The 25794-nt window shown below is 62.7% G+C and carries 22 protein-coding genes; 8 read left to right on the forward strand and 14 right to left on the reverse strand.

Annotated elements, in window-relative coordinates:
* Nucleotides 1-135 precede the first annotated feature (135 nt).
* The 10 genes from ACTHNZ_RS17450 to ACTHNZ_RS17495 are packed head-to-tail and all read right to left on the reverse strand — an operon-like array spanning nt 136 to nt 12757.
* Nucleotides 136-1074, reverse strand: a complete 939-nt coding sequence (locus ACTHNZ_RS17450; protein WP_440543806.1) for a glycoside hydrolase family 26 protein — start codon at nt 1072-1074, stop codon at nt 136-138.
* A 22-nt stretch (nt 1075-1096) separates the two neighbouring features.
* Entirely contained in the window at nt 1097-3235 is a 2139-nt protein-coding gene (locus ACTHNZ_RS17455; RefSeq protein ID WP_440543807.1) for a glycosyltransferase, read from the reverse strand.
* A 9-nt stretch (nt 3236-3244) separates the two neighbouring features.
* A complete protein-coding gene (locus tag ACTHNZ_RS17460) occupies nt 3245-4174 on the reverse strand; it encodes a hypothetical protein (protein ID WP_440543808.1) in 930 nt (309 codons plus the stop codon).
* On the reverse strand, nt 4174-5625 hold the full coding sequence (locus tag ACTHNZ_RS17465; RefSeq protein WP_440543809.1) for an oligosaccharide flippase family protein: 1452 nt from the start codon (nt 5623-5625) through the stop codon (nt 4174-4176). The genes ACTHNZ_RS17460 and ACTHNZ_RS17465 overlap by 1 nt, the downstream gene beginning before the upstream one ends.
* Nucleotides 5622-6782 carry a glycosyltransferase gene (locus tag ACTHNZ_RS17470; protein ID WP_440543810.1) on the reverse strand — a complete coding sequence of 387 codons (1161 nt, stop codon included), beginning with the start codon at nt 6780-6782 and terminating at the stop codon, nt 5622-5624. Before ACTHNZ_RS17470 ends, ACTHNZ_RS17465 begins: the two co-directional genes overlap by 4 nt.
* Nucleotides 6779-8032, reverse strand: a complete 1254-nt coding sequence (locus ACTHNZ_RS17475; RefSeq protein ID WP_440543811.1) for a hypothetical protein — start codon at nt 8030-8032, stop codon at nt 6779-6781. Before ACTHNZ_RS17475 ends, ACTHNZ_RS17470 begins: the two co-directional genes overlap by 4 nt.
* A complete protein-coding gene (locus ACTHNZ_RS17480) occupies nt 8029-10272 on the reverse strand; it encodes a GNVR domain-containing protein (RefSeq protein ID WP_440543812.1) in 2244 nt (747 codons plus the stop codon). Before ACTHNZ_RS17480 ends, ACTHNZ_RS17475 begins: the two co-directional genes overlap by 4 nt.
* A 2-nt stretch (nt 10273-10274) precedes the next feature.
* Nucleotides 10275-10811 carry an arsenate reductase/protein-tyrosine-phosphatase family protein gene (locus ACTHNZ_RS17485; RefSeq protein WP_440543813.1) on the reverse strand — a complete coding sequence of 179 codons (537 nt, stop codon included), beginning with the start codon at nt 10809-10811 and terminating at the stop codon, nt 10275-10277.
* 48 nt (nt 10812-10859) lie between these two features.
* Nucleotides 10860-11369: a hypothetical protein gene (locus tag ACTHNZ_RS17490; protein WP_440543814.1), complete on the reverse strand. Its 510-nt coding sequence runs from the start codon at nt 11367-11369 to the stop codon at nt 10860-10862.
* 17 nt (nt 11370-11386) lie between these two features.
* Nucleotides 11387-12757: a glycosyltransferase gene (locus ACTHNZ_RS17495; protein ID WP_440543815.1), complete on the reverse strand. Its 1371-nt coding sequence runs from the start codon at nt 12755-12757 to the stop codon at nt 11387-11389.
* Nucleotides 12758-13314: 557 nt separating this feature from the next.
* Here ACTHNZ_RS17495 and ACTHNZ_RS17500 point away from each other — a divergent pair.
* The 7 genes from ACTHNZ_RS17500 (at nt 13315) to ACTHNZ_RS17530 (ending at nt 21534) form a co-directional block, all read left to right on the forward strand.
* A complete protein-coding gene (locus tag ACTHNZ_RS17500; protein ID WP_440543816.1) occupies nt 13315-14406 on the forward strand; it encodes an acyltransferase family protein in 1092 nt (363 codons plus the stop codon).
* 455 nt (nt 14407-14861) lie between these two features.
* Nucleotides 14862-15950 carry an ABC transporter ATP-binding protein gene (locus ACTHNZ_RS17505; protein WP_440543817.1) on the forward strand — a complete coding sequence of 363 codons (1089 nt, stop codon included), beginning with the start codon at nt 14862-14864 and terminating at the stop codon, nt 15948-15950.
* Nucleotides 15940-16866 carry a carbohydrate ABC transporter permease gene (locus ACTHNZ_RS17510; protein ID WP_440543818.1) on the forward strand — a complete coding sequence of 309 codons (927 nt, stop codon included), beginning with the start codon at nt 15940-15942 and terminating at the stop codon, nt 16864-16866. The genes ACTHNZ_RS17505 and ACTHNZ_RS17510 overlap by 11 nt, the downstream gene beginning before the upstream one ends.
* Nucleotides 16863-17726, forward strand: coding sequence for a carbohydrate ABC transporter permease (locus ACTHNZ_RS17515; protein WP_440543819.1), 864 nt, complete (start codon nt 16863-16865; stop codon nt 17724-17726). Before ACTHNZ_RS17510 ends, ACTHNZ_RS17515 begins: the two co-directional genes overlap by 4 nt.
* A 162-nt stretch (nt 17727-17888) precedes the next feature.
* Nucleotides 17889-19217 carry an extracellular solute-binding protein gene (locus ACTHNZ_RS17520; RefSeq protein WP_440543820.1) on the forward strand — a complete coding sequence of 443 codons (1329 nt, stop codon included), beginning with the start codon at nt 17889-17891 and terminating at the stop codon, nt 19215-19217.
* Between the two features lie 22 nt (nt 19218-19239).
* Nucleotides 19240-20751, forward strand: a complete 1512-nt coding sequence (gene arfA / locus ACTHNZ_RS17525; RefSeq protein ID WP_440543821.1) for an arabinosylfuranosidase ArfA — start codon at nt 19240-19242, stop codon at nt 20749-20751.
* 45 nt (nt 20752-20796) lie between these two features.
* Nucleotides 20797-21534: a FadR/GntR family transcriptional regulator gene (locus ACTHNZ_RS17530; RefSeq protein WP_440543822.1), complete on the forward strand. Its 738-nt coding sequence runs from the start codon at nt 20797-20799 to the stop codon at nt 21532-21534.
* Nucleotides 21535-21641: 107 nt separating this feature from the next.
* On the opposite strand, the gene ACTHNZ_RS17535 is transcribed toward ACTHNZ_RS17530, so the two are convergent.
* The 3 genes from ACTHNZ_RS17535 to ACTHNZ_RS17545 all read right to left on the reverse strand — a co-directional run bounded on the left by ACTHNZ_RS17535 (nt 21642) and on the right by ACTHNZ_RS17545 (nt 24518).
* A complete protein-coding gene (locus tag ACTHNZ_RS17535; RefSeq protein ID WP_440543823.1) occupies nt 21642-23237 on the reverse strand; it encodes a glycosyltransferase family 2 protein in 1596 nt (531 codons plus the stop codon).
* Complete coding sequence (locus ACTHNZ_RS17540) at nt 23234-23842, reverse strand: cytochrome b (protein ID WP_440543824.1); 609 nt, start codon at nt 23840-23842, stop codon at nt 23234-23236. The genes ACTHNZ_RS17535 and ACTHNZ_RS17540 overlap by 4 nt, the downstream gene beginning before the upstream one ends.
* Before the next feature lie 211 nt (nt 23843-24053).
* On the reverse strand, nt 24054-24518 hold the full coding sequence (locus ACTHNZ_RS17545) for an Lrp/AsnC family transcriptional regulator (RefSeq protein WP_440543825.1): 465 nt from the start codon (nt 24516-24518) through the stop codon (nt 24054-24056).
* Nucleotides 24519-24612: 94 nt separating this feature from the next.
* Here ACTHNZ_RS17545 and ACTHNZ_RS17550 point away from each other — a divergent pair, with 94 nt between their 5' ends.
* Complete coding sequence (locus tag ACTHNZ_RS17550; protein WP_440543826.1) at nt 24613-25245, forward strand: LysE/ArgO family amino acid transporter; 633 nt, start codon at nt 24613-24615, stop codon at nt 25243-25245.
* A gap of 144 nt (nt 25246-25389) precedes the next feature.
* On the opposite strand, the gene ACTHNZ_RS17555 is transcribed toward ACTHNZ_RS17550, so the two are convergent.
* Entirely contained in the window at nt 25390-25731 is a 342-nt protein-coding gene (locus ACTHNZ_RS17555) for a DHCW motif cupin fold protein (protein ID WP_440543827.1), read from the reverse strand.
* Nucleotides 25732-25794 lie beyond the last annotated feature (63 nt).

Genomic DNA, 25794 nt, shown 5'->3' on the forward strand with positions numbered 1-25794 from the left:
CAATTAAGAAACGCGCGGCGATTCAGCCCCAGTTAGTCTACCCGCGTTTTGTTGCCGGTTATTTTCGTTATCTATCCGCGTTTTCGTTTTGCGCCCGGCGCGAAGGGTTGCCCCGCTCGCACCAGGTGCGCACCGTCATCGGCTGAATAGACTTTTGAACACTTGCGCCGAGTTCGGCACCTTCCCGGCGTCGCGGCCTTCGATCGCCGCATCGGGGCCGCCGGAAGACGTATTCCAGTAGGCGGCATACAGCACATCGCCCGAAACGAACCATTCATGCATGTGCTGGACGAATGCTTGGTTGTCTCCGTGGCCGTGCGAACCGTTCGACAACCCCCATTCCGCATACGCTTCGGGCTTGTGGTGCTGCCGCGCGAAGCTGCGGAAGAACGCGAGGCCTTGATGTCCGTTGAGGAGATCATCCCAATCGTGAATGTACTGATCGTAGACATCCATCGAGACGATATCGACGACATCGTCGCCCGGGTAAGCGTTCGTCCAATCGAAACCCTTCGCCCCGGTTCTGGCGACGTTCCACTCGAAGCGCAAATCCTTGCTGACCGAGCGCATGGTTTGCACGACGCGGCGGAAGGCCTTGATGTAAGCGTCAGGCGACTTCACCGCCGACCACGCATACCAAGTGCCGTTCGGCTCCCAGCCGAGCCGCACGATGATGCGATCAGGCGCACCGGTCTTGCCGGCGAGATTCTGGGCGAGTTGCCGGAAGTAGCTGTCGTATTTTCCGGCCGCGACCTCCGAAAGCGTATCGGAGCCGCTGCCCTTCGGAACGAGCGGCACGGAGACGACTTCGTGACGCTGCGGATTCGACGCGAGCCACTGGCGCGTCGCACTCAGAAAATACGGCGATGCAATCGCGTTCCATGAATCGTCGCTGTCGAACGTCACGCGGTATAGCACGGTTTTGCCGAGCCAGTTGCTGAATTCCTCGTACTGCGCGATCTGCGTATCCTTCCCCGCGTGCAATCCTAGCGCGGCTTCACCGTGGGCGGTGGAGCACAAACTCGCCGCGAGCGCGGCGCAAACGGTGAATCGTCCAAGCGTAGAAGCTTTCATGAGCATTCCCTAAGTTGCGTCGTCATGTCGAGCCGAACTGCACACGGATGCCGCTCATCGGATGCCCCGTCATCATTTCCTTGAGGAGCCGCCCCCAATCGTGATCGAATCGATCGGGATGGAAGGGAAATACACCGGCGCCCGGCGTGAACGTCAACTCGCCGAAGTACACCTCGTTATCGGGCGCGTAGAGGTCGACTCGCACATAACCGAGATCCTCCGCCAATGCCATGGCGATTCGCTTGATCTCCTCCCAGTTGGCCGGCGGCGGTACGGACACCTCGTTGGGGCGGTATTCGCCCAGCGCGAGGTCGAGCCGGTTCCACTGCGCATCGAACATCGCGATGCGGGTATCGCCGGAACGATCGGAGACCACGCCCGCGTAGATGATCGGGCCGTCCGGGCTACTCCCGAACATGTTCAGTTTGATGTCCGAGGGCACCCTGCCCGCGCGATCGAGCAGCAATTTTTCGAAATAAATCCGGCGCTCGATCGCATGATAGTGCCGCTCGCGCGTGACGAGATAGTAGTCGGTCGCCAGCCACTTCTCGGCGATGCGATTCAGTTCCTCGAACGACGTGCTCGACTTGTCCCGGACCAACTTGACGAATCCGCATCCGTGATTCGCCTTCATCGCGAACGCGTTGGGCAGCGAATCGAACACTTCGCGCGTGAAGACGGTAGGCGCCGCAAGCAACGGAACCAGATGTTTCTCGCCGATCTTGCTCTTCACGTATTCGCGAACGGCGAGTTTGTCGGCCAACTCCGTCCACTGGGGCTGGGGGTTCAGATTTCGGTGCAAGATCCATTCGTTGAACGTCGTGGGGTTCTTCAGATTGGGGAACCGTCCGACCTTCACTCGATGCCAAATGTACAAGTACAGCTCATCGGGCAGCATGTGCTTCAAGCGGCGCAGCATGCCGTGTGCCGATGCGCGAACGGTGCTTTTCACCCCCACCGAGCGCGATGGGCCTGCGGCGCGTGCAGCCGCAAGCCGCGGTTTTGCGGGACTACTCATCGGATGGGCTCCCATTGGCTTATCGATGGCGAATTGGTTGGGCGAGACCCGCGTGCGCACGAGCCGCTCGACGTGTTGCCGCCAGCGCAAAGCAAATGCGTCGAAGGCGAACACGCGCGCCGCCATGCGCCCGTTGCGCGAGCACCGCAGGCGCAGCGTTTCGTCTTCTGCCAGCTCGATCAAGGCGTTGGCAAGGCCTGCCTTGTCGTCCAGCTCCACGAGCCGTCCGAGGTCTCCCATCGAAAGGAGCTCGCGCGGCCCCGACGGGCAATCGAACGCCACGACGGGTAAGCCGTATGCGGCGGCCTCGCAAAGCGAGAGCGGAAAGCCTTCGTATCGGGATACCGAACACAGGAGCGAGCCGCTTTCGTAAATGTCGCGTTTGTCGCTGCGAAAGCCGGCCAGCGTGACGCAATGCCCGATCCCCTTCGCGTCGATCAGCGCCTGCAGCATGTCGCGCTGCTCGCCTTCCCCGTATATCGCGAGCGACCAGTCGTGCAGCCGGTCGGCCACGTCGGCCCAGACTTCGATCAACGCCGCGAAGTTCTTTTGCGCGGTGAGCCGCCCGACCGCCACCACCACTTTGGGCCGCGCGGCGGGATCGCCGATCGTCTGCGGCAAGTGCACTGCGTTGTAGAGCACCGACGCGTTGGTGACGCCATGCCGGGCGAACAGCGCGCGGTCGCGCTCGGTCAGTACAACCACGTTGTCGAGCTGCTTGTACAGCGTGTCGCGCATCAACAGCTGAATCCACCGAGGGCGCTCTTCCTCGTAGCAAAGATGCTGGACCTCGATGCACACCGGCCGCTTCGACAGCGGCCGCAGCGCAAAGTAACGGAAAAAGTTGTTGCCGATGACGACGTCGGCATCAGGCACCGCACGCATCACATTGCGCATCAGCGTGAGCCGGATGAAGATTTTGTCCAATGCATTGCGCGGACGACTCATCCCGAGGTGCACCACGGCAACGCGGCCGCCGTCTTCGGAACCGCGCGCATTCGCGGACGGCCGATCGCGGGCATGCGAGAACACGCTGACGATCACGACCTCGCCCAGCTCGAGGAGCGCTGCTCCGATATCTCGCGCGACTTGCTCGGCCCCGCCGTTGAAGGTGATGTCGGGCACCGCAACGATAATTTTCATCGTGGCTCGCTAGTTGAAGACGAATCGGTAGACCTTTCGCGCCGGCCCATGCAAGTGTAGGCGCCGCGCCCAAATCGCCAGCCGGCTGTGCAGCGGGCGCGGATAGAATTGCGCGAACGCACGCGTCATGTCCTGCGCTTCGCGAACTTGCGCGGGCATCTCGAAGCGCAGTTGATCGCTCAACGCCCCCTCGTAGTGCGTCGTGGCCGCGCGATGCTCGCCGCTGCCGTCCATTCCCGTGTTCGACACGAGCGAGCGCGCCGGGTACAGCACGAGCGCATCTCCGTAGAGATAGCGGCCGAAGTCGAAGCGCACGGCCCATGACTCCGCCTCGCCCTCGACTTGATTGACGAGCATGTCGAGCATGTCCCGGCCGGCGCGCGTGTACTGGGCGCGGCGGTGGCGGTCGTTCATGAACGACCAGTATTGCGAGCATGCCCAATCCACCGATTGCCAACGATCGCGCCAAGTCCCCCATCCCCACGCGCCGATGCGCGGCACGAAGAAAGCGTCGCCATGCCGCTCTCCCCCGCTCACCGGCGGCGCATACCCGACCACTGAAAAGACGCGCCGATCGCCGCCGTACGCCTGCAAACCCGCTTGCATGTAGGGCAAGAATCCCTTTGCCACTTCGATGTCGTCCTCGACCACGATCACCGACTCGTACCGAGCGAGGACGGCGCTGACCCCTTCGATCACGGAGCGCCCGAGCCCCAGGTTGACCGGCGATGCCTTCACCTGCAGCGAGCGAAAGCCCTTTGCGCGATGCGCGACGTCGCGAACGCGCGCGACCGCGTCCGCATCCGCGCTCTTGCGCGGGCCGTCGCAGAAGATGAAGAGATCCAAACGATCGGCGCCGACGCTCTCGGACAGGGCCGCGAGCGTTTGCGCCAGGTGCTGAGGTCGCTTGTACGCGAATACGACCAGGGCAGTGTTCATCACGTCCATCTTGTTCTCGCTTGTGGAAGTAGCTTCGGATACCCAGTGACCCAGGCCGTGATTGCTGCGATCGCGCCGGCCAGTACGATGCCGAAAACAGGTTGCAGCCAAACGATTTCGAATGCCCGCTCGAGCGCGGCCAACGACAGCGCGATCACGTGGAAGCATGCCGTCGGCAACAGCAGCTTGAAGGTCACGGCGGACGCGCCCATGCGAGCCCGCTTGCCAAGCAGGACGAAGTGCCCGATCACGGCGATGACGCTTTGAACGGCGATGACGACCAGCAGCATTCGCTCGATGCCGTAGCGTGCCGTCACGAGAAGCAGCGATGCTTGCACGGCCGTTTGCAGCATCGCATAGCCCACGTCGACGAACGGCGCCCCCGTGCTTTGCAAGAAGGCCGAAATAGTCCCCCCCTCGAACGCTCGCACGGACCAAAGCAGCGCAAGGCACGCGAGCCAATCGGAATAGCCGAGGAACGCGTGCCCATAGAGCACTTTGGTCACGAGCCCCGCGTTGAGTGCAAGTGCAAGAAAGAAACAGGCGTAGAGCGACGTGGACCAGCACACCACGCGTTCGAACTCTCCGAACCGCTCGGGCGCGTCGGCCCGCCATGCCGCGAACAGCGGCATCGTCGTGCGCCGCATCATGGGGGAAATAAATGCGCTCGCCTGCAAGACGAACTGCTTCATCGACGAGTAGACGCCGAACACGGCGAGCGGCATGGTCGCGCCGACGATCACCTCATCGGCTTTCCCACCCAGCACGTTGACGAACTGGCCGAACAACTGTGCGAGCGCATAGGAGGCCGTCGCCTTCGCACTGCCCTTGTGATGCCCATCCTTCACGTGCTTACCAATCGTCACGATGTGCCGCACGGTGTGCTGCATGCAAATGAGCTTGACGATCAGCGCCGCATAAAAGCCGATCATCACGCACGAGGTGTGCTGCCCGAAGCGGGCACTGAGCACCGTGGCACCCACCCCTACGCACTTGCCCGCCGCCTCGGCGAAAGCCAAGCGCTCGAGGTCGAGATCGCGCACGGCGAAGCCCTGCAACGGTCCCATGAAGATCGCGAGCGGAATCGCCGGTGCGATCCACAGCAGAGCACGGCCGATACCGCTCGCCTCGGCGGCGTCGCGCGCGATGAAATGAACGCCGACGTAGCCGATCGCGCAGATCCCGATACCCACGCAAACGAACCACGGCAGCGCCGCTGCGACGTCGGCAAGAGTCGCCTCGCGCTCCCGCTTGTCTTGAATGACGAAGCTTTGCAAGCCGAAGTCGCACAGGACCGTCGCCAGCGCGATCATCATCGAATAGAGCGCGACGACGCCGAGCTGCGCGCCATGGAAGGTGCGTGCCACGACGGCGATCTGTGCGAGCTGCAAGAGCGCCATGACCGCCGACGACATCAACTGGGCCAATCCTTTTCGAGCCACGGAGCTCATCGCATCGACCTCCCGGGGCTCGAGCAAAGGTTCGTCAGATACTCGGCGAAGCGCGGCTCTACGCGCCCTCGAGCGAATAGATCGCGATGGCGCTGCAACGGCTGCGAGCGCGCGAGCGCGCGCAGCTTGGCACCGTCGCGCAATAAGTCGATCCACTCGGCGGCGGATGCGCAGTTCGCGACCGCTCCATCGGCACCCAGCGCCAAGCCGCGCAGGGCCTGCGGCGTGGCGATGAGCGCGCGGCCGTTGTAGAGGGCCTCCGCTACCTTGATGTTGACCCCCGCACCGAGCCGTACGGGCGCGATGAAGATCGGCGCCATGCCCCAAACGTCGGTGCGGCGCTCGACGAATCCGTGCGCGATCAGTTGCGGGTGCCGGGCCGCCCACTGTTCCGAGCCTCGCCCCACGACGTGCAGCACGACGTCGTCCGGCACGGCGCCAAGGACCTCTTCGATGAACCACTCGAGCGCGTCGACGTTCGGCCACCACTGCATATTGCCCACGAACAGCAAATGCACGCGCCCATCGTCGTTATCCTTCGCATCGATGGGTGCGTAATCGAACGAAGGCAACAACGTGAAGATCTTGCGCACGCCGGCGTGCGCCCCTTGCGCGGCTTCGTCCGCGGAAAGAAAAACGGCGTTGCCGCAGCGCGCATACGCCGCACGCTGAAATTGCTCGAGGCGGCGCAACTCGAGGCCCAGAGCGGCACGCAGCCAGCGCGGCCGCCCGTTGCCGACACGCTCCGCGTAGAGCTTGACCTCATCGTTGTGCTGAACGAGCAGCGTTTTGACGTCGCCGCCCACAAGCGGTGCATACAGCATGGTTTCCAGGTGATCGAAGACGACGAGGCTCGGCGCATGCTGCGCGATGGCCTCGCCGATGCGCCTTTTTGCGTCGTTCACGCGGAAATATTCGATTTTCGCCGCGAGCCCGGAAAACGCGGCGCGCAAGAAAGCCGCCGCGATCCTCAGCCTACGGTGTCGTGGCGCCTCGGCATAGACATACTCGATCCGCACGTCCGCGAACACGCGCCGCAACAACGCGAGCAGGCCTGCGGTATAAACGGCGCCACCGTTCGCGCCCACGTCGTCGCGCACGTGCGATATCACGAGCAGACGCTGGCCCGCCAGCGCCTGCTGGGTCGTCGGGCTCATGCCTGGCTCCCCGCCAACACGGGCGACGCAGCGGGCACCGCTCGCTCCGAGCGGATGGGCCGGGCACCGGTTGCGATGAAGAAGAACAGCAGCAGCACCGAGATCGGCTGCAGCAGCGCGCCCGACAGGAAATAGTGCATGACGATCAATGCAATGATCACCGTTGAGGGCTGCCCCGAGCGCGCGATCCGAAATACGATCGCAAGCAAGAGCGCCCCGCCGCCGACCAAGCCGTACTCGATGACCGCCTTCGGCACAGCCGAAAAATTGACGAGCGAGTCGCTCGAGGTGACGAGCCGGTTGGCAGCGCCCGCGCCATGCCCGAACAGGAAGCTGGCCGGGTCGCCGAACGATTCGCGCACCATCATCAAATAAGGCTCGACGAAGCGGGCCGATGCGCTCGTATCGCGTCCGCCGAATTCGCCGAGCCGGCTCAGCAGCTCGGGATGCGTCGCGATCTCGGTGCCCATCACGGCGATCGCGAGCGCGCCCAGCAAGATCGTGCGCGGGTTCGACCAATAGCGCATGAACAGCACGGGGCTCACGGAGGCGATCAACAATGCTCCCGTGCCCGAGAACGTCGTGGCCAACGCGGCGACGAGCACGGCGAGCGGCAACAAGCGCCTGAACAAGCTCAACTCGATGATGATCGCCAGCCCGAGAAACTGCGAGAGGAGCGATGCCTCGACGAACAGATACCCGTTCGATTTATAGAGATCCGCACCATAGAAGATCGGATACGACGTCATGTACCCCTGCAGCACCACGGACTCGGGCAGGCTCCCTAACGGATCCACGTAGGGAATGTGCATGAACCGCTGCGTGACGAACTGCATGATCGCGAGCAGCGCGAACGCAATCATCATGGAGACGAAAAAACGTGCGGCGCGACGCATATGATGCGGCTCGATGGCGCGCGTCGCCCCGCACGCAAACGGCACGTATAGGCCCAGCAGGTAGGCGAGCGAGGACAGTTGCGGAATGCCTACCGCCAGCATCGAACAGGTCAACACCGCACCGAACGCGAGCCCGAGCACGAGCGCCATGGTCTTCAGCGGCGCGATGACCTGTTCCAGGCCAAGCCAGAACACGGCGAACCAGTAGATCAGGAATGCGACCGGCAACTGCGCCTGTGCCCCGAGCGGCAGCGCCAGGCGCTGCGTCGCGACGCCGAGCGCGAACAGCACGAATAGCCCGCGGAGCTTGCGCCGCGTGCGGCGCTCGGCCGCGCTGATCGAGCGCCTCGTCATCGCGAGACGCCCAGGAGCTTGCGGTAGCCATAGCTGCTCGCCGCACCGTAGACGCCCGCGCCGTAGCCGTATTTGCCGAGCGGCGCGGTCGCGCGATTGAGAACGGCGCCCTGCAGGTGCACGCCGACCAGACGCAAGCGCTTCAGCGATTCGTCCAATTCCGCAACGCGCGTCGCCCCCGCGAGCGCCACCAAGAATACGGCTCCGCAATGCGGGGCATAGACGAGCGGATCGGCAACCGCGAGGAGAGGCGGCGCATCGACGATGATGTAATCGTAGTTCGACGACAAGCGTTCGTAGATCCGCCCGAGGGTCGCCCGCTGCAGCAGACCGTCCACGTTGGCTCCGGTCGATCCCGCCGAAATGAAGTCCATGTTCGGCACGCTCGTCATTTGGATCACCGAGTGCTCGTCCGCACCATCGAGCAATTGAGCGAAGCCTCCCCCGAGTTCCAAGCCGAGATACCGATGCAGTTCACCCTTGTGCATGTCGGCGTCGACGAGCAGCACGCGATGGCCGGACGACGCGAGCAGCGCCGCACAGTTGGCCGCGACGAACGACTTGCCGACATCCGGCAGCGCGCCCGTGAACATGATCCGATTGTTCGGCGCGTTCAACATCAGGAATTCGAGCGATGTGCGGAAACTGCGCAAGCTCTCGATGGCGGGATCGTTGGGGGCGCGCGTCGCGAGCAGGCGCACTTCGCCGAGCGTCGGGCGCGCCAGCTTGTCGATGCGGCGCTGCGCAAGGCTGTTCGGCACGGACGCATAGACGTTGAGCCCGACGAGGCGTTCGACGTCGTACGAATCGTTCACGCGGCGCGAGAGCTTGTTGCGCACGAGAGCCACCGCGCATCCGATGAACAGGCCGCCGAGCGCCGCGATCGGAATGATCAGAAACGGCTTTGGCCACACGGGGGCCTCGGGGACGGGTGCGGTATCGACGACGCGAACGCTGCCGATGTTGCCGGCCTTGATCAAGTTGAGCTGCTGCAGGTTCTGGCGCAACTCGAGGTACAACTGCTGATCGACCTGCATGTCGCGCATCGTGCGCAACACCCCTTGCTCGATGGCCGGACGCTGTGCGATCTGCCCTTCGATCGACTTCTCGCGCAGCGACAACTGCGCGAGCTGCGCATCGATCGCGCGAATCGCCGGATGGTTATCGGTGAATTGCTGCGCCAATTCAGCGCGCTTTTGCTTGAGCGCGCTCATTTGCGTTTCGACGTCGACCGACTGCTGCAGCACGAGATTGGCTTCGTCGCTCAGATCGATCGACTTCGCTTGACGGCGAATGTCGTTGTAACGGGCCTCCGACTCGTGCATCTCGTTTTCGAGCACGGGCATTTGACTGTTCAGGAAATCGATCGAGTGCTGCGCCTCTTCGGCCTTGCGCTTCACGTTCTGTGCGACGTACTCTTTGCCGATCTCGTTGAGCAAATGGCTGGCGAGCAAAGGGTTGAACGAGTCATAGGTGGCCTGGAGCACGTTCGAATCCTTGCCCGGCTCGGTAATGACGAGCTTCTTTTGCCGCAGCTCCTCGATCGTCTGCAGACGCGAGTTGCGCACCACGTCGAACACCACGCCCGGCTCCCCGATGAGCTTGTTCACGTGAAGCTCGATCGGGCCGAGCGGCGTCGACACTTTCAACGGCTGTCCGACGACGCCTTGGACGCTCTGATCGAGCGCTCGGCCCGACAGCTCGTAGCGGCCGTTGGGCAAGGCTTTGATCTCGAACGTATGGCCTTCCATCCGGCTCGGCACGTTGAATGCGTCGACGTCGATCGATTCCGCCCCCCAGGCATAGCCGCCCAGGCCGAACAAACCCGGCGTCGAAATCGTCGGATTGTGCTCGGCGATCAAGCGGCCGATCAGCGGGAAATACTGCGGCTGCGCATCGATGTACAAATGCGTGTCGTCGACGGCCTTCGAGACGACGAGCCGCGAGCCGAGCAGTTGAATCTCTCCGTCGGCCGTCGACGTCATGTTCAGCAGCGGCGCGATGCTCGACAGCAGGCTGCCTGTCGTGGTCGCGCTCGAGTTGTCCTCGACTTGAACGAGGATGTCGGCGCGATAGACCTTGCGGGCCAGAACCGAATACAGCGTGCCGAACAGCAGGCAGGCGCAGACGATCAATATGATCATCTTGCGGTTTTCGACGGCCATATTGACCATCGAAGAAAGATCGAGCGTATCGGCATCGGCCTCGACGATCTGAAAATTTGGATCGAGTTTGTTCATGGTTACACCGCCATCTCTCGTCGAATTGAAATCGTGCGCGCCTGCGCCCCCTCTTCCCTGACTCCCTCTCCGGCTCGGCTCTCACGCCTGCGCGGTGCACCGGCCAAGCGGGCCAAAGGTGCGCTCCAACGCTCGACCGCCGCTTCGATCGAATCCAGCAGGGGAGCGAGCGCAGTCCGCCCGGCCGCATGCGAGTCGACAATGTCGGCCCCGTGGTGGTGCGCCAGCCTGAATACGCGCCCCTTCAAGACCGAATAGCGGTGCTCGAGCTCGGCCTTTTGGGCGGATTCCATGACGAAGATCAGATCCGCCTGCGCGCACAGCAGGCGGTTCAACTGCTGCGCGCGATGAGCAGACAGATCGATGCCTCGCTCGGCCAACAGATCCACGGCGTGCGGGTCCGCGCGATGGCCGATCTGCGCATGCAGGCCGGCCGACCTCACGGTCAGCCATGGCGCCGTCCCGCTCAGCACGGCCGCGGCGATCGGACTACGACGCACGTTCGCGGTGCAGACGACGAGAACGTTCGAAATGCTCATATGCCGGAGCCCTCATAGAAATCCACCTGTATCAATGAATTCGATGTTTCATTGCTTCGCGCATTGCGCGGAACCGATGACGCCGAGGCATGGCCCCTGGGTAGCCTTAGGTGTCGGCAGCAGACTGCCGACGGGGTTCATTCTCAATGTGCCGCTCTGCGAATGCGCGTATGTGCCCGCGCCCGCGAGAGGAGACGCGGGAAGCAGGCTGGGCAGCCGCTGCAGTGTGCTCGGGGCGTCGATCGACTGCGGATCGGCAGCCGCGAGCGGCGACGACGTGCCTTTGCGAGCGCCGAGCGTGGCATCGCTGCCGCCAGGTTTGTCCATCGGGGTACCGGCCGACGACGAAGACCGCTGAGATGCGCTTGGTGCCCGCGCGGAATCGAACGACCCCAGCCGGGTGTGGGTCTTCTCGATCCACGCAAGCGCGCCCAGCGTCTGTGGCGGGGGCGACACGCTCGACGTGTGCGATGAAGGCGAGCCCCTCGTCGACATCGCTTGCGCGCACGCGCCACCGCTGCCGGCGAGGACCACGGCGCCTGCGATCACCAGTGCCATTCGATGCATCCGAGCGCTCATGTCGCCCTCTGATCGACGACGGATACGGGCGCTTCGGCCGCATGCGGTGCGAGCAACACGTCCGACAACACGCGCGCGCGATCGGCCAAGCGCGCACGCCCGGACTCGATGGCTTTCGCTACATGCTCGCGAAACTGCTCGTGCAACCGCATCGGATCGTGATGATCGAGGATGTAGGCCCGTGCCGCCGCGGACAGGCGTACGCCCAGCGTGCTGTCTTCGGCGAGCCGAACGATCATTCGATGCATCTCGAGCGCGGTGTCCGCGATCAGCACCTCTCGATCGTGTTCCACGCCGATCCCTTTGATCCCCATCCTCGTGGTAATGACGGGAATGCCCAAAGCCATCGCATCGAGCACCTTCGTGTTCACGCCGGTGCCCTCGACGACCGGCAGCAGCGCAACGTTGCAACTGCGCGCAATGGGCACGTAGTCGGAAACGAAGCCGTGCAGCGTGATGCGATCGCCGGTGGATCGCGCGATGGCGACCGCGCGATCGTCGAAATCACCGACGACGTGCACGTGAACGTCGATTCCCTCGCCGCATACGAGCGGCATGACGTCGTCCGCGATCAGTTGCAGCGACGAGAGGTTCTGCGACGTGCGCATATTGCCGAGAAAGAAACAGCCGACGCGGCCCGCGCTAGCACCGGCGTCGCACTGCCATGCCGCCGCCGGTACCGGCGTGGCTTGCGGATTCGCGTAGATCTGCGTGGCGTGGCTCGCCAGACGCAGGCGCGCCACCTCCTCGTCGGAGGTCAGCAGCGTCACATCGAAGCGATGCGGCGCGTTTGCCTCGCGGCCTGCCAGCACCCTGCGCTCCCATTCGAGCATCTGACGTCGCAGCAGCGGCTCCAGCATCACGAGGGGCTTCGGAACCCGCTGTGAGAACGTGCCGAATACCGCCTGCCGGTAGCCGTTCGCGAGGAATTGGCGATAGCGTTCCGAGAGCAGGTCGTCCAGGTCGATCAGCTTCGGCACGGGCAGGTCCTCGCAGTACTGGCCGGTGCGAAGCATATCGGCGATGACGAAGCTGATGCCGCTCACCGCCAGTTCGTGAACGAGTTCTCGGCTGCGCCGCGAAAAAAACAGGCTCTCTTGCAACGAGTAGCGACGCCGCGTCAAGAGATTGAGCGCAATCTCCGCCACGCCGGGCAACCGCGCAAGACGTACCGAGCGGCACCCCATGCGCATGAGTTCGCCAAGATCGGGGCGCTCGCCCTTGCGGCAAAACACGATGACGTGCAACTCGTACTCCGCGGCCAGAAAGCGGATGTTTTGTGCGATCAAACGCTCACGGCCGCCGGCCGGCGGAAATGGCGGGCGCGACGACAGATAGAGAGCGGACAGCTTCGGGGCGGATGTCATGCTTGAGCTCTCGCTTGGTTATCGAATTTCGTGCGGAATAACGAGCGGGCCACTCGTTTGCAGAAAGTATGCCAACGCGGTTGGCGGTTTTTTCGCAAAACACGCCACTTCGATAAACCGTTATTTTCGATCGGCAATTTATTTTCAATGCATAACAAACCGCCAAAAACGGCTCCGCCGGAACCGACAATGGGGCTCGACGTTACGTAACGGTCCGTAACGTCATCGAACCTTCTCGTCTGTTTTTATGCCCTTCGAAGCCGATGCATCGATACCCCGGTAGAACGATGAATTAGCACTAATCGGCCGGAAAACCAGATGAATGTGCCAACCCGTGCCGCAACCGTCCGAACGACACGCTCTGGTATGCCCGTGAGCCCAGGCGGCTCACCGCTTCGGCCATTGAAGCCTAGGCGCATCCGCGTCGCAGGGAATGGGCTAGTCGTTATTCGCCAATTTGAACCGGACGATCGAATTAGGTGGTTCGGCACGGCATATCGCGGCGCTTTGTCGGCTATGATTCTCGGTGGGTCACGATCTCACGGGGAGTTTCAGGAATGAATTCCAGGATTCGCGGGTTCGACGGCTTGCGAGCAATCGCGGTCCTCATGGTCTTCATGCATCACAAGCTGCCGATCAAGGGAATCGACCTCGGCCGAGAAGGGGTATGGATGTTCTTTTGCCTCAGCGGTTTCTTGATCATCGGAATTCTTAGCCGCTCCAGGCTCGCATGCGACAGAGGGATTTCCGATTTCTCCACCGAAATCAGAAAATTCTTTTGGCGTCGATCGTGGAGAATTTTTCCGATCTACTACATCGTCCTTATATTAGTAACAGCGATCGATTTGTCATCGGTCGCCATGCATAAGAACTGGAGCATCAGCAACATCCAGGGCTTGCCCTATGCCTACGCCTACCTCTCGAACATTTGGCTGGGCTGCATTCACCAGGACTACGACGCGTATTTGACGCATCTATGGAGCCTCTCGATCGAAGAGCAGTTCTACCTGTTAGCCGCGCCGATATTGCTTCTCTTCGCGGCCAGACATCACGTAAAGCTCTGCTTGTTCCTCTGCGCAATGGCGGTCTTGCTTCATATCTACTTGCGCGTCTCCGGGTATTCCGACTGGATGATCCACACGTTCTCGTTCAACAACTTCGCAATCTTGCTGTTCGGCGGGCTCTGCTATTTCTATTCCGCCGGCGAGCGGCGCTTCGGCGCGCTTCCGAGTGCGATCAGCGTTGCCGTGCTCTCAGTCATCCTTCTGCGGGATCTGCTCGGTCTGCACGTGCGGGGCTTCGATCTTGCGCTGACCGAACTGGCTCAGATCGGATCTACGGGCCTCATCGTGCTGGCCATCGCGCAGAACCAGGACGGCATCGCCACGCGGCTGCTGGAATGGCGGCCGCTCGCCTATCTCGGGCGAATCAGCTACGGGTTCTATCTCTTCCATCCCTTCGTGCCGAACATCGGCAAGCATGATCGGCTCGCCCCGATTTTCGGTGCCGCGGGTCCGCTGATCGGGGCGGTGCTGACGTTTGCCGTCAGCTTTCTCCTCGCTCATCTATCGTGGACCCTCATCGAGAAACGGCTGCTCGCGCTCAAGGATTCGAAGGTCCCGCTATCGCTCTACGCGGAGCGAGCATAGCGCCGTTCACGGCGCATCGTTGCGGTCTATAGCGCGAAGGCGGTCAGCCCGTAGATCGGCTGCACCGTGTCGATCGCCTTGACCCGCATCATCAAGAGCCCGAGCGCGCCGTAGCGCCCGGTTGCCCGTCATGTCCGGGTTCCAATACTGCGTCTGCAGGAATCCCGCGAACGCAATGCCCACCGACCACGCGACAAGCCCACGCAGCACGAATGCTCGCGCGAATGATCCGATCCAGAGCAGGAATACGCCCCCGTGAATCAACACGGCAAAAAGCGACTGTGCCACGCGCGATCGGCGCCCCTCTCCCCGCTCTTGGCAAGGAAAACCGGGCCCAATCGAACGACTGAACGAATCGCGGCGGTCAGTGTTTACACGGATGGGTCATCGCATCGATATTTTCATAATATCAACGTACTAATGCGGCGGTACGCGATCACTCCCCAGGAGACACCGTGACGAGCATTCGATTGAGCGGCGTGACGAAGCGTTATGGCGAAACCGAGGTCATCACCGGCCTAGACCTCGATATTCATTCGGGCGAATTCCTCGTCTTCCTCGGTCCATCAGGCTGCGGAAAATCGACGTTGCTGCGAATGATCGCGGGCCTCGAGACGGTCAGCGACGGCCAGATCAGCATTGGCGACCGGCAAGTCAACGAGCAGCCGCCGGGCAAGCGTGGCGTCGCGATGGTGTTCCAGCATTACGCGCTCTACCCGCACATGACCGTCTACGACAACATGGCGTTCGGCCTGCGCAATACAGGCGTGCGCGCGGCCGATGTCGAGCGGCGCATCGGCGAGGCGGCCCGCATGCTCGAGCTGGGCCCGCTGCTACAGCGCCGGCCTGCGCAGCTTTCCGGCGGGCAGCGTCAACGTGTCGCGATCGGCCGCGCCGTCGTCAAGGAGCCTCACGCCTTTCTGTTCGACGAGCCGCTCTCCAACCTCGACGCAGCGCTGCGCACACGCACTCGCCTCGAGCTCGCTCGGATCCATCAGCGCCTGCACTCGACCATGGTCTTCGTCACTCACGATCAGGTCGAAGCCATGACACTCGCCACCCGGATCGTCGTCATGAACCGCGGCCGGATAGAACAAATCGGCGAGCCGCTCGAGATCTACAAGCGGCCCGCGACGCGCTTCGTCGCGGGCTTCATCGGCTCACCGGCCATGAACTTCATCGACGTCGAGCGCGCAGGCGAGAACGGCGGCCGGCTCACGGTCTCGCTGCCGTTCGAGGGCGTTCGAATGCCGTCGGCCATCGCTGCCTCCGGCTTGCCGGCCGGCAAGCTTACGCTCGGCGTGCGCGCCGAGCACGTGCTGCTCGATCCGCAAGGGCCGCTAGTTGGCCGCGCCGAAGTGATCGAGAGACTCGGCGACCGTTCGCTGGCGCACGTGAGCATGCCCAACGGTCAATTGCTCGTGGCCCAATTGCCGCCCGCCAGGGATCTCGAGTTCAAGATCGGCGATACGATCCGCATGAACCTCGATGCGTCGCATTTGCACCTGTTCGACGAAACCGGCAAGGCATGGCATGGCGTCTGACCGCTCGCTCGCCATGCCGCTCCCCAACAAGCATGGGGTCCGGCACCGCAACGCCCACGCGCCGTGGGCCAATGCGCTGTTCGTGCTGCCTTTCGTGACCGTCTACGTCCTGCTCCTCGTCGTGCCGCTAGGCTTCGGCTGGTGGCTCAGCCTGCAACGCGTGGATCTGCTGGCCGGCACGAGCGAATTCATCGGCGTTCGCAACTACCTCGACCTCACGCTCGACCCGATATTCCGCGGTGCGATTCGCAACACCTTCTATTTCGTGTTGCTGACGGTGCCCGTCTTCGTCGTGCTCGGCTTGGCCCTCGCGCTCGCGCTGAATCGGCCCGGCCGCCTCGGCGCGGCGCTGCGCGCGCTCTTTTTCGGTTCTTCCGTGCTCTCGGTCACGATCGTCACGCTCGTTTGGAAACTCGTTTTGATGCCGGGCAATGGGCTGCTCGCCGATGCGAGCCGCGCACTCCATCTGCCCGAGTTCCTGCCGCTGATGCACGAGGCCACCGCGCTGCCCACCATCGCCGTCGTCACGCTCTGGTGGATCATGGGCCTGCCGATGATGCTTTTTCTCGCAGCCCTGCAGCAGATTCCGCAAGAGCTCTACGAAGCCGCGGCGCTCGATAGCGCCACCCGCTGGCGCACGTTCACCCGAATTACGCTGCCGTCGATTTGGCGCACCGTGGCGCTCGTTGCGGTGATCGAGGCCGTGCTGCAGTTCCAGTTGTTCGGCCAAGCCCAACTGCTCACGGACGGAGGTCCCAACAACTCGACGCGCCCGCTCGTGCAGTTCATCTACGAAACCGGCTTTCGCCAATGGTCGTTCGGCTATTCCGCGGCGGCGGCGCAAGTGCTGTTCGCGCTGATGCTGATCGGCGTAGTCGCACAGGCCTGGCTGTTGCGCAAAAAGGAGCAGGCATGAGCACGCTAGCTTTCGAGACGCGCCCCCGCGGCACCCTGGCCGGACGCCTGGGCGACCGCCTGATGCTCGGCGCCGTCATCTTGCTCGCGCTGTTTTGGATCGCGCCGCTGATCTGGGTGCTGTGCCTCTCGTTCAAACCCAACGCGTTCCTCGAACAGCACACCGACGTGCTCTTCTCGCCTCCGTTCACGCTGCGCAACTATACGAACATCCTTCACACGTCGGCCGTGGGCGGATGGTTGGTCAACAGCCTCATCGTTTCCGTCGGACAGACACTACTCACGCTCGTGATCGCATCGCTTGCGGGTTACGGCTTCGCGCGCACCGAGTTTCCCGGCCGGCGCACGCTCTATCTCATGTGCCTGTGCGGTCTCGCGGTGCCCGAGCAAGCCTTGGTCATTCCGCTGCACCATATCTTCGCGACGCTGGATTGGCACAACACCTACGGCGCGCTGATCCTGCCCCGCCTCGCGTCCCCCTTTGGCGTCTACCTCATGACCCAGTACTTCAAGGCCGTTCCCGTCGAGATCGAGGAGGCGGCATTGCTCGACAACGCGTCGCGCTTCAAGGTGTTCTGGCGCGTGGTGCTTCCGCTCTCCCTGCCGGCGCAAGCCACGCTCGCGATTTTCACGTTCCTCAGCGCGTGGAACGATTACTTGTGGCCGCTCGTCTCCGCATCGAAGCCTGAAATGTATACGCTGACGATCGGCCTCGCGTCGACGCAAGGCAATTTCGCACAGTCCGAAGGCATTGGCTATCTGATGGCGCAGGCGATTTTCGCCGGCCTGCCCATCTTCGTTCTGTACTTGTTCTTCCAGAAGTACATCGTGGCGGCGGTGTCCGGCACGGCAGTGCGTTAGCCGCAGAGCAGCGCTGGCAAAAAGCGACTCGGCCCCGGTCGAATCGAAGGTGTGCCCTGCCAAACGCAGCTTTGCGGCGATTTCCATTGATTAGTTCTACTAACGAGACTGACGGTGAGCACGAACGGATCGCGTGCCGCCAGCTTTCCCAGGAGAGAAGACATGAGTAGATCGTTGGTGCGCTGCGCACTCGTGCTCGCCGCGCTCGGCGTGGCAGCCGTCGCAGCACCGGCTCACGCCAAGACCGAAATCACACTGTCGCGCTTTTTCGGCGCATGCGATGCGGAATATGGCCATGTCACCGACGTGACCAAAGCCTCGGGCGAGTGCGGCATCATCACCACGCTCGTGAATCAGTTCAATGCGACGAACAAGGAAGACATCGTCGTCAAGCCCCAAATCATCGAATGGACGCCGTACTATACGCAGCTCGACGCGCGCATCCTGAGCCGCGACGTGCCGACGATTTCGGTCATGCACGAATCCGTGCTCGGCGATTACGTCAAGCGCAATCTCGTCGAGCCGCTCGACGACGGCTTCAAATCGGTCGGCATCGACAAGAGCGACTTCACGAGCCAGGCCCATCGTGCCATCACCTTCGGCGAGAAGACCTACGCGCTGCCGTTCGACACGCATTCGTGGCTCTGGCACATCAACGTGAATCTATTCAAGAAGGCGGGGCTCGTCGACGCAAGCGGCAAGCCCATACTGCCGAGAACGCCCGACGAACTGCTCGCGCAAGCGAAGCAGTTCAAGGACAAAACGGGGCTGCCCTATTTCACGGTGCCGATCGCCAATGAATCGGCCGCGCAAACGCGCACCTTCTATACGTGGGTCTATCAGCAAGGCGGCACGCTCTTTCCGAACGGCCCGTCGAAGATCGACATGCACACACCGGCCGCCACGAACGCGCTCACGCTTTACGACAAGCTCATGAAAGCCGGCGACATCACGCCGGGGCTCGACTACGGTGCCGCCAATCAAGCCTTTGAGAACGGCAAGGCAGGCGTGCTCATGTGCGGGACATGGGTGATCGAGGATTTCACGAATCTATCGAAGAAGCCCGGCACCGCGCTCGCCGACGGCTATGACGTGGTGCCGTTCCCGAACCTCTTCCAGAAAAAGGCCGTGTGGGCCGACGGCCATTCGTGGGTCATGCTCAAGGGCGGCGCGAAGGATGAGAAAACGCGCCATGCCGCCTTCGTATTTCTCAAGTTCCTCTATGACCACGACGGCGATTGGGCTCGCACGGGGCACCTGCCCTCGCGCCAATCGATCATCACGAGCGCCGCTTTCAATGCACTGCCGCATCGCGCCGAGATCAAGGAAATCTCCACGACGGGCTATGCGCTGCCGAACACGGTGCCGCGCCAGTTCGCCATTCAGGCAATCGTGGGCGAGGAGATCAGCAGCATGCTCTCGACCGGCAAGTCCGTCGCGGACGTGCAAAAGGAAGCGGAACAGCGCACCAACGCTTTGCTCGCGCGATAACATCATCGAATAGAGGAACACCATGATCGCTTCCCGCCTCATCGTCGATCGCGACTTCGTCATCTCCGAGCTCGATCGGCGCGTGTTCGGCGTCTTCGTCGAACACATGGGCCGCTGCGTGTACACGGGCATTTTCGAGCCGGGGCATCCTCAAGCCGACGAGCGCGGCTACCGCCGCGACGTCATGGCGCTCACGCGAGAGCTCGGCCCGACGATCGTGCGCTACCCGGGCGGCAACTTCCTGTCCGGCTACAACTGGGAAGACGGCGTGGGCCCGCGCGAAAAGCGCCCGCGCCGCCTCGATCTCGCCTGGTTTTCGACGGAAACCAATCAGTTCGGCACGAACGAGTTCATCGAATGGTGCCGGTCGCTCGACATCGAGCCGATGTACGGCGTGAACCTCGGCACGCGCGGGCCCGACGAAGCGCGCCGCTTCATCGAATACTGCAATCACCCGGGCGGCACGGCTTTGTCCGACCTGCGGCGCGAGCACGGGCACGAGAAGCCCCACGACATCAAGTTCTGGTGCCTAGGCAACGAGATGGACGGCCCCTGGCAAATCGGCCGTAAGACCGCAGAGGAATACGGTCGCACCGCACTGGAAACGGCCAAGCTCATGCGCTCGGTCGATCCGACGATCCAACTGGCGGCCTGCGGCTCGTCCACGCATGACATGCCCACCTACGGCGCGTGGGAAGATCGCGTGCTCGATCATTGCTTCGAGCAAGTCGATTTCATTTCGCTGCATACCTACTTCGAAAACCGGCGCGACTCGACCGCGGAGTTCTTCGGCAACATCGAAGTCATGGATCTGTTCATCAAAGAGATCGCGGCCGTCGCGGACAGCGTGGCGGCGCGCAAGCATTCGTCAAAGCGCATCATGCTCTCGTTCGATGAATGGAACGTCTGGTACAAGGCGCGCACCATCAATGACCTGCGCAAGCCGGGCTGGCCCGAGGCGCCGCGGCTGATCGAGGAAGTCTACAACCACGAAGATGCCATCTTGGTGGGAGGCGCGCTCATCACGATGATGAACAACGCCGATCGCGTGAAAACGGCCTGCCTCGCCCAGCTCGTCAACGTGATCGGCCCCATCATGACGGAGCCGGGCGGCCGCGCATGGCGCCAGACCATCTTCCATCCGTTCTCGCACGCATCGAAATTCGGCCATGGACGTGTTCTTAAGCCCGTGATCGAATCGGCCAGCTACGAAGCCGAGACGTTTCCCGAGATTCCGTATTTGTGCGCCGCGGTCGTGGACGACCGCACCACGGGTAGAACGGCCGTGTTCGCGCTCAACCGTCACTTGAGCGACGAAATGGAGCTCGACATCGAGTTGCGCGGCCTCGGCCATGCACGCGGGCTCGATCACGCCATCGAGTTGTATCATCCCAACATGAAGGCGGTGAACACGGCCGACGCGCCAACGACCGTGGCGCCGGCAGTCAACGATGCCGTGTCGGTCGATGGGGAGCGCGTGCGTGCGAAGCTCAAACCGGGCTCGTGGAACGTGATCGTGACGACCGCCAAATAACGCAGCGCGGACACGCTTGTGCACGATGTCCATGAAGGGGAACTGATGTTCGAGCGCGAACCGATCGTTGGAAACATTACGACGCAGATCGCCAAGATAATCGGCATGCGCGTTGTCTCGGGAGAGTTCGCACCGGGCGACGCGCTGCCGGTGGAAAGCGAATTATGCAGTGCGTACGGCGTGAGCCGAACGACGCTGCGCGAGGCGATCAAGCAACTGGCCGGCAAGCGCCTGATTGCCGTTTCGCCAAAAATCGGCACACGGGTGCTGCCGTTCTCCGATTGGAACTTGCTGGACCGCGATGTGCTCGCGTGGCGGCTCAATGCGCAGTTCGACTCGAAGATCGTCGAAGATATTTTCGAAATGCGCATTTGCTTCGAGCCGCGTGCGAGCTTTCTGGCCGCGCGTCACGGCAAGGAGGAGTCGTTCCAGATCATCGAGCGGCGTTACCTCGAGCTCTCGGCGGCGCGCAGCCAAGCAGCGCCGCATGGTGCCGCGGACATCCGAGCCGCCGCCGACGCGAACCTCGAATTTCATCTCGCGATCATCACGGCATCGCAAAACGGCATGTTCATCACGATCGGCAACGCCATCAAGGCTGCACTGCGCGTGTCGTCGGAAATGATGCAGCGCCAGGCCGCCCAACCGAGCGAGGACTTGGAATTGCACGATGCCGTGCGCCGGCACATCGTGGCGCGCGAAGCCGAAGCGGCATCCGCCGCGATGACGCGCTTGCTCGAATCTTCGCGCGACCGGATCCTGCGGTACACGATCGCGCCATGAGCGTGACTTCTCGCCGAGTTCGCTCAAAGATCCGGCCGCTCAATGGCTCGATCTCGGAACGCCGTCGTTTAGTGTCGGATCTAGACCGGCGTTCACAATAGCGCCGTTCACGGCGCATCCTTGCGGTCGACGAGCCCGGTGCGCTCCTGCACGCCCCAGCTATGCCGGGCGATCAGCACATGCAGCCAGCCGAGCGTAGCGCCCGTGTGCCGCAGCAATTGGAAGCTGAACGGCTCGATGATCGACGCGAGAATCGCCATCGGCAAACGCGAGCTTCGACGATCGTTCGTCCAGCGCCGGTAAAGGTAGACGGACCATAGATGAAACGCGAGATCGACCGCGATCTTGGCCGCAATGACGCCGGAGATCGGGAGCACGACGGAGAGGCGCCCCGTCACGAGAAACCCGAGCAATAGCGCGAAGGCGGTCAGCCCGTAGATCGGCTGCACCGTGTCGATCGCCTTGACCGGCATCATCAAAAGCCCGAGCGCGCCGTAGCGCCGGTTGCCCGTCATGTCGCGGTTCCAATACTGCGTCTGCAGGAATCCCGCGAACCAACGGCGCCGCTGACGCAGGAAGCTTTGCAACGTTCCCGGCGCATCGGTGCGCGCATGGGCCGAACCGATCACGCGCACGCGCCAGCGCTTGCCATGCTCGACCGCATAGCGGCGCAGACGATGGATCAGCTCGTAGTCTTCGACGAGACACTGCGGATCGAACCCGCCAACGCTGGCGAGCGCATCGCGCCGGAAACACGCGAATGCCCCGGAGACGAGCAGCAGACTGTCCGTGCGCATCCACGCAAAGCGCGAAATGAAGTTGCGGATGTATTCGTAGGTCTGAAACCACTGAAAGAAGCGCCCCGTCATCGTGCGCGCGCAGACAGGCGTAATGATTCCGGTCGCCGCGACGAGCTCGGGCTCGCGAGCGAAGGCATCGCGCATCGCCGCACAGGCATCGCGGGCAAGATGCGTATCCGCATCGACCGTGAGCACCGTGTCGGTATCGAGCAGCGCGATGGCGGCATTCAGGGCTCGCGCCTTGCCGCCATGCGGCAGACGCAGCCAACACAAGTTCGGATAGCGCGCGCTCGGTGCACTGACCTGCCCTTCGGGCGGTTCGACGAGCCCGTATTCGCGCGTCAGCAACGCAGCGGTGCCGTCCGTCGAACCGTCGTCGGCAATGACGATTCGTTGCGGCATGGCCTCTTGCTCGAGCAGTGCGCCAAGCGTCAGAGGGAGGACCGCCGCTTCGTTGTAGGCCGCGACGATCACGCCAAGCGTCGGCGCCGCGCCCTGCGGCGGCGCTTCTCGACGCGACTTCAGCAAAGGCAGCGTCTTGAACGTCACGAAGGCCAACAGCAGCGTGTCGTAAAGGACGTAGGCAATCCCGACCGCCCACGCGACGAGCCCGCGCAACGCAAACGCGCGCGCGAACAAGCCGATCCACAGCAGGACTACTCCACCGTGAATCAGCACCGCAAAGAGAGACGTGCCGCGCGGCGACAATCGCGGCGATGCGCGAACGAACGCGTCGCTCAGAGCAGCCCCCGCGCCCGGTGTCGTGTGGCGCGCCCGGTCCTCGTTGGGGCCGTGCCCGTGCCCGGGCTCGTGAATCGGTTGCGTGTCTACGATCTGTTCGATCTGTCGGCGCTGCCGTGCCTCTGCCTTTCGAGGCGCCTCGCAATGCGGCGTCGAACTCATCGCCACATGCGCCGTAAAACGGATTGGCGGTCGATCCATTCATGCTTGAGCGCACCACCGACGTGAAGCGCGAGCAGCAGATATAGCGCATAGCCGAACCAGGCGTGCACGGCGCCGAATACGTCGTGCATGTGCTCTTTCAAGCCAGGTTCGAGGTGCATCACGAAACCGATGCGCGGCCATGGCACGAGATGAAACAGCGTCATCGGATGCGTGGCGGCATCCTTCCAGGCCGAGTCGTGCAGCCACCCCGATAGCGGCAAACCGAGCATGAGCAGATAGAGCAAACCATGCGCAACGCTCGCCGCCGTGCGCTCCCAACGGGGAAAAGCGTCCGGCAAGCTCGGCGGCCGATGCGAAACGCGCCATAGAATGCGCAGCAGCGCGAGGCCCAGCACGGTGATGCCGATCGACTTGTGCGTGTCGATGACGGGGCGCACCCAATCGTCGGGCAGGTAATCGACCGACCATGCAAGCGCGACATTGCAGATAATGCCGACCGCAACGGCCCAATGCAGGATGATTGCGATACGCGTGAAGCGCTCGGTAGACGACGATCCAGCACGCGATACTGGAGGCGATGAGACGTTGGCGGGTGTTGTCATGAATTGTGCGGCAGTCTGAACGGCTGTAATGAATGAAAGTTGGATCGGAAGCGGCCCCGCATGCCGAGCGACGCCGAGCAAAAATGGCGGCCCTCCATCGGGCCCTGCCGTGAGTGCATTGGGCGAGCAAAAAGTTGCGGCGCGCCCGAGATCATAGGCGATCGAGATGAAATTCGCAGAAGCGCCGATGCGGCCGAGCGAATTCATCGATTCAGCGTGACGTGCCCGGTGCCACTAGGCCGCGGCGCGGGACGGGCGTGGAGAAGACGATCGAGGTGCGGGTCTCGCCATAGCCGTTGATCGAGCCGAGAAACTGCTCCAAGTGCTCGAGGCTTTGGGACACGACGGTCACGATGTAGGAGTCGGCACCCGCCACGTGATGGCACTCGAGCACCTCGGGCGCGCGGCGCAGCTTCTCCAGAAAGGGCTTCTTACCAGGCTGCTGCACCGTGATTCCGACGATGGCGCGCACAGGATAGCCGGCCAGCGCCGGGTCGAGTTCGGCCCCGAGCGAGCGCACCACCCCGGCGTCCTTCAGGCGCTTGAGTCTTTCCACCGTGGCGGGCACCGACAGCCCCGCGGCAAGTGCCAGCGTCTTGAGCGGCGCGCGGCCGTCCTCCTGCAACGCCGTCAGCAGCGCCCAGGCCTTGGCGTCGAGTTGCAGCGATTCGGTCATGATCGGCTTTTACCTGAAAAATCGAAGATGAAATCGATTTTCGGTTGATGTTTCATTCTGTGCAAGCCATCCGGGCGATTTGATAATTCTCCGCATGGATACCCTCTTCGCTTCCACCTCTCCGATCCTGTTCGGTCAATCGTTCTTGATCGGACTATCGATCGCCGCGCCTGTCGGGCAGATCGGCTTGCTGGCCATCCAACGGACGCTGGACCACGGCCGTGCAGCCGGACTGGCGACCGGACTCGGGGCCGCGTTCGCCGATGCTTTGTACGGCGCCATCGGCGCGTTCGGGATCAAAGGGCTCATAGCGTGGCTATTGAGCCTCAGGATGTGGCTGAGCCTGTTCGGCGGCGGCTTCCTGCTATGGCTGGCCTGGCGCATCGCCACCCAGCCGGCGGCGCGCAGTGCGAATGACCATCCGCCCGCCGGCACGCTGCTGCGTTACGTGTCGGGCACGTTCGTGCTTACGCTGTCGAACCCGACGACCATTCTCTCGTTCATGGCCGTGTTCGGTGCGCTGGCCGGCCGCGCGCCTGCGGCATCCCCTTGGGTCATGGTCGCGGGCGTTCTGGCGGGCTCGGCGCTGTGGTGGTTGATCTTGTCGACCGGCGTGAACTGGTTGCGCGACCGTTTCGACGCGCGTTGGCAACGGGCCGTCAACCTTTGTTCGGCCGGGCTACTAGCCGGGCTCGGGTTATGGCAGCTTGGCCGGTTCGTCGTCTGACAAGGGAGCGTATCGGCGCCGCAAGATTCCATCACAACCGTCATGCAGCGCTCAGGTCACGCGCTCGAAGACACTCGCCATACGGGCAATCTGCGCGCCTGAACCCGACTTCTCGCGCGATCAAATTGCAACCGAACGCACCGCTCAGTCCACAATAAAGAGCTTCGCACCCGTCCTGGTGTAGGACTGATGCGGCTCCGCGTTGTCGCCGACCTGGTAGCTCATACCCGCGGTCAAAACGAACTTCCGCCCATCCTCGAGCGTCGTTTCCAGCTCGCCTTCCAGGCAAAAAAGAATATGTCCTTTTTGGCACCAATGATCTGCGAGGTACCCGGGGGCATATTCGACCATCCTCACCCGGATTTGATTCGGCTTCTCACCGAAGAACCGTGTGCGCCAATAAGCTACGCCGGTCTCCCCCCGGTGCTCCGTTCTTTCGACTTCGCCCCAGTTGGTCGTGCCGAAGGCAAATGCATCCATTTTCATTCGATTGCGTCCTGTATAAGTCGGGCTCTCGTTCCCAGGTCAATCCGCCATCGTAATTCACAC

The organism is Trinickia sp. (genome assembly GCF_051953955.1).
Classification (GTDB): Bacteria; Pseudomonadota; Gammaproteobacteria; order Burkholderiales; family Burkholderiaceae; genus Trinickia.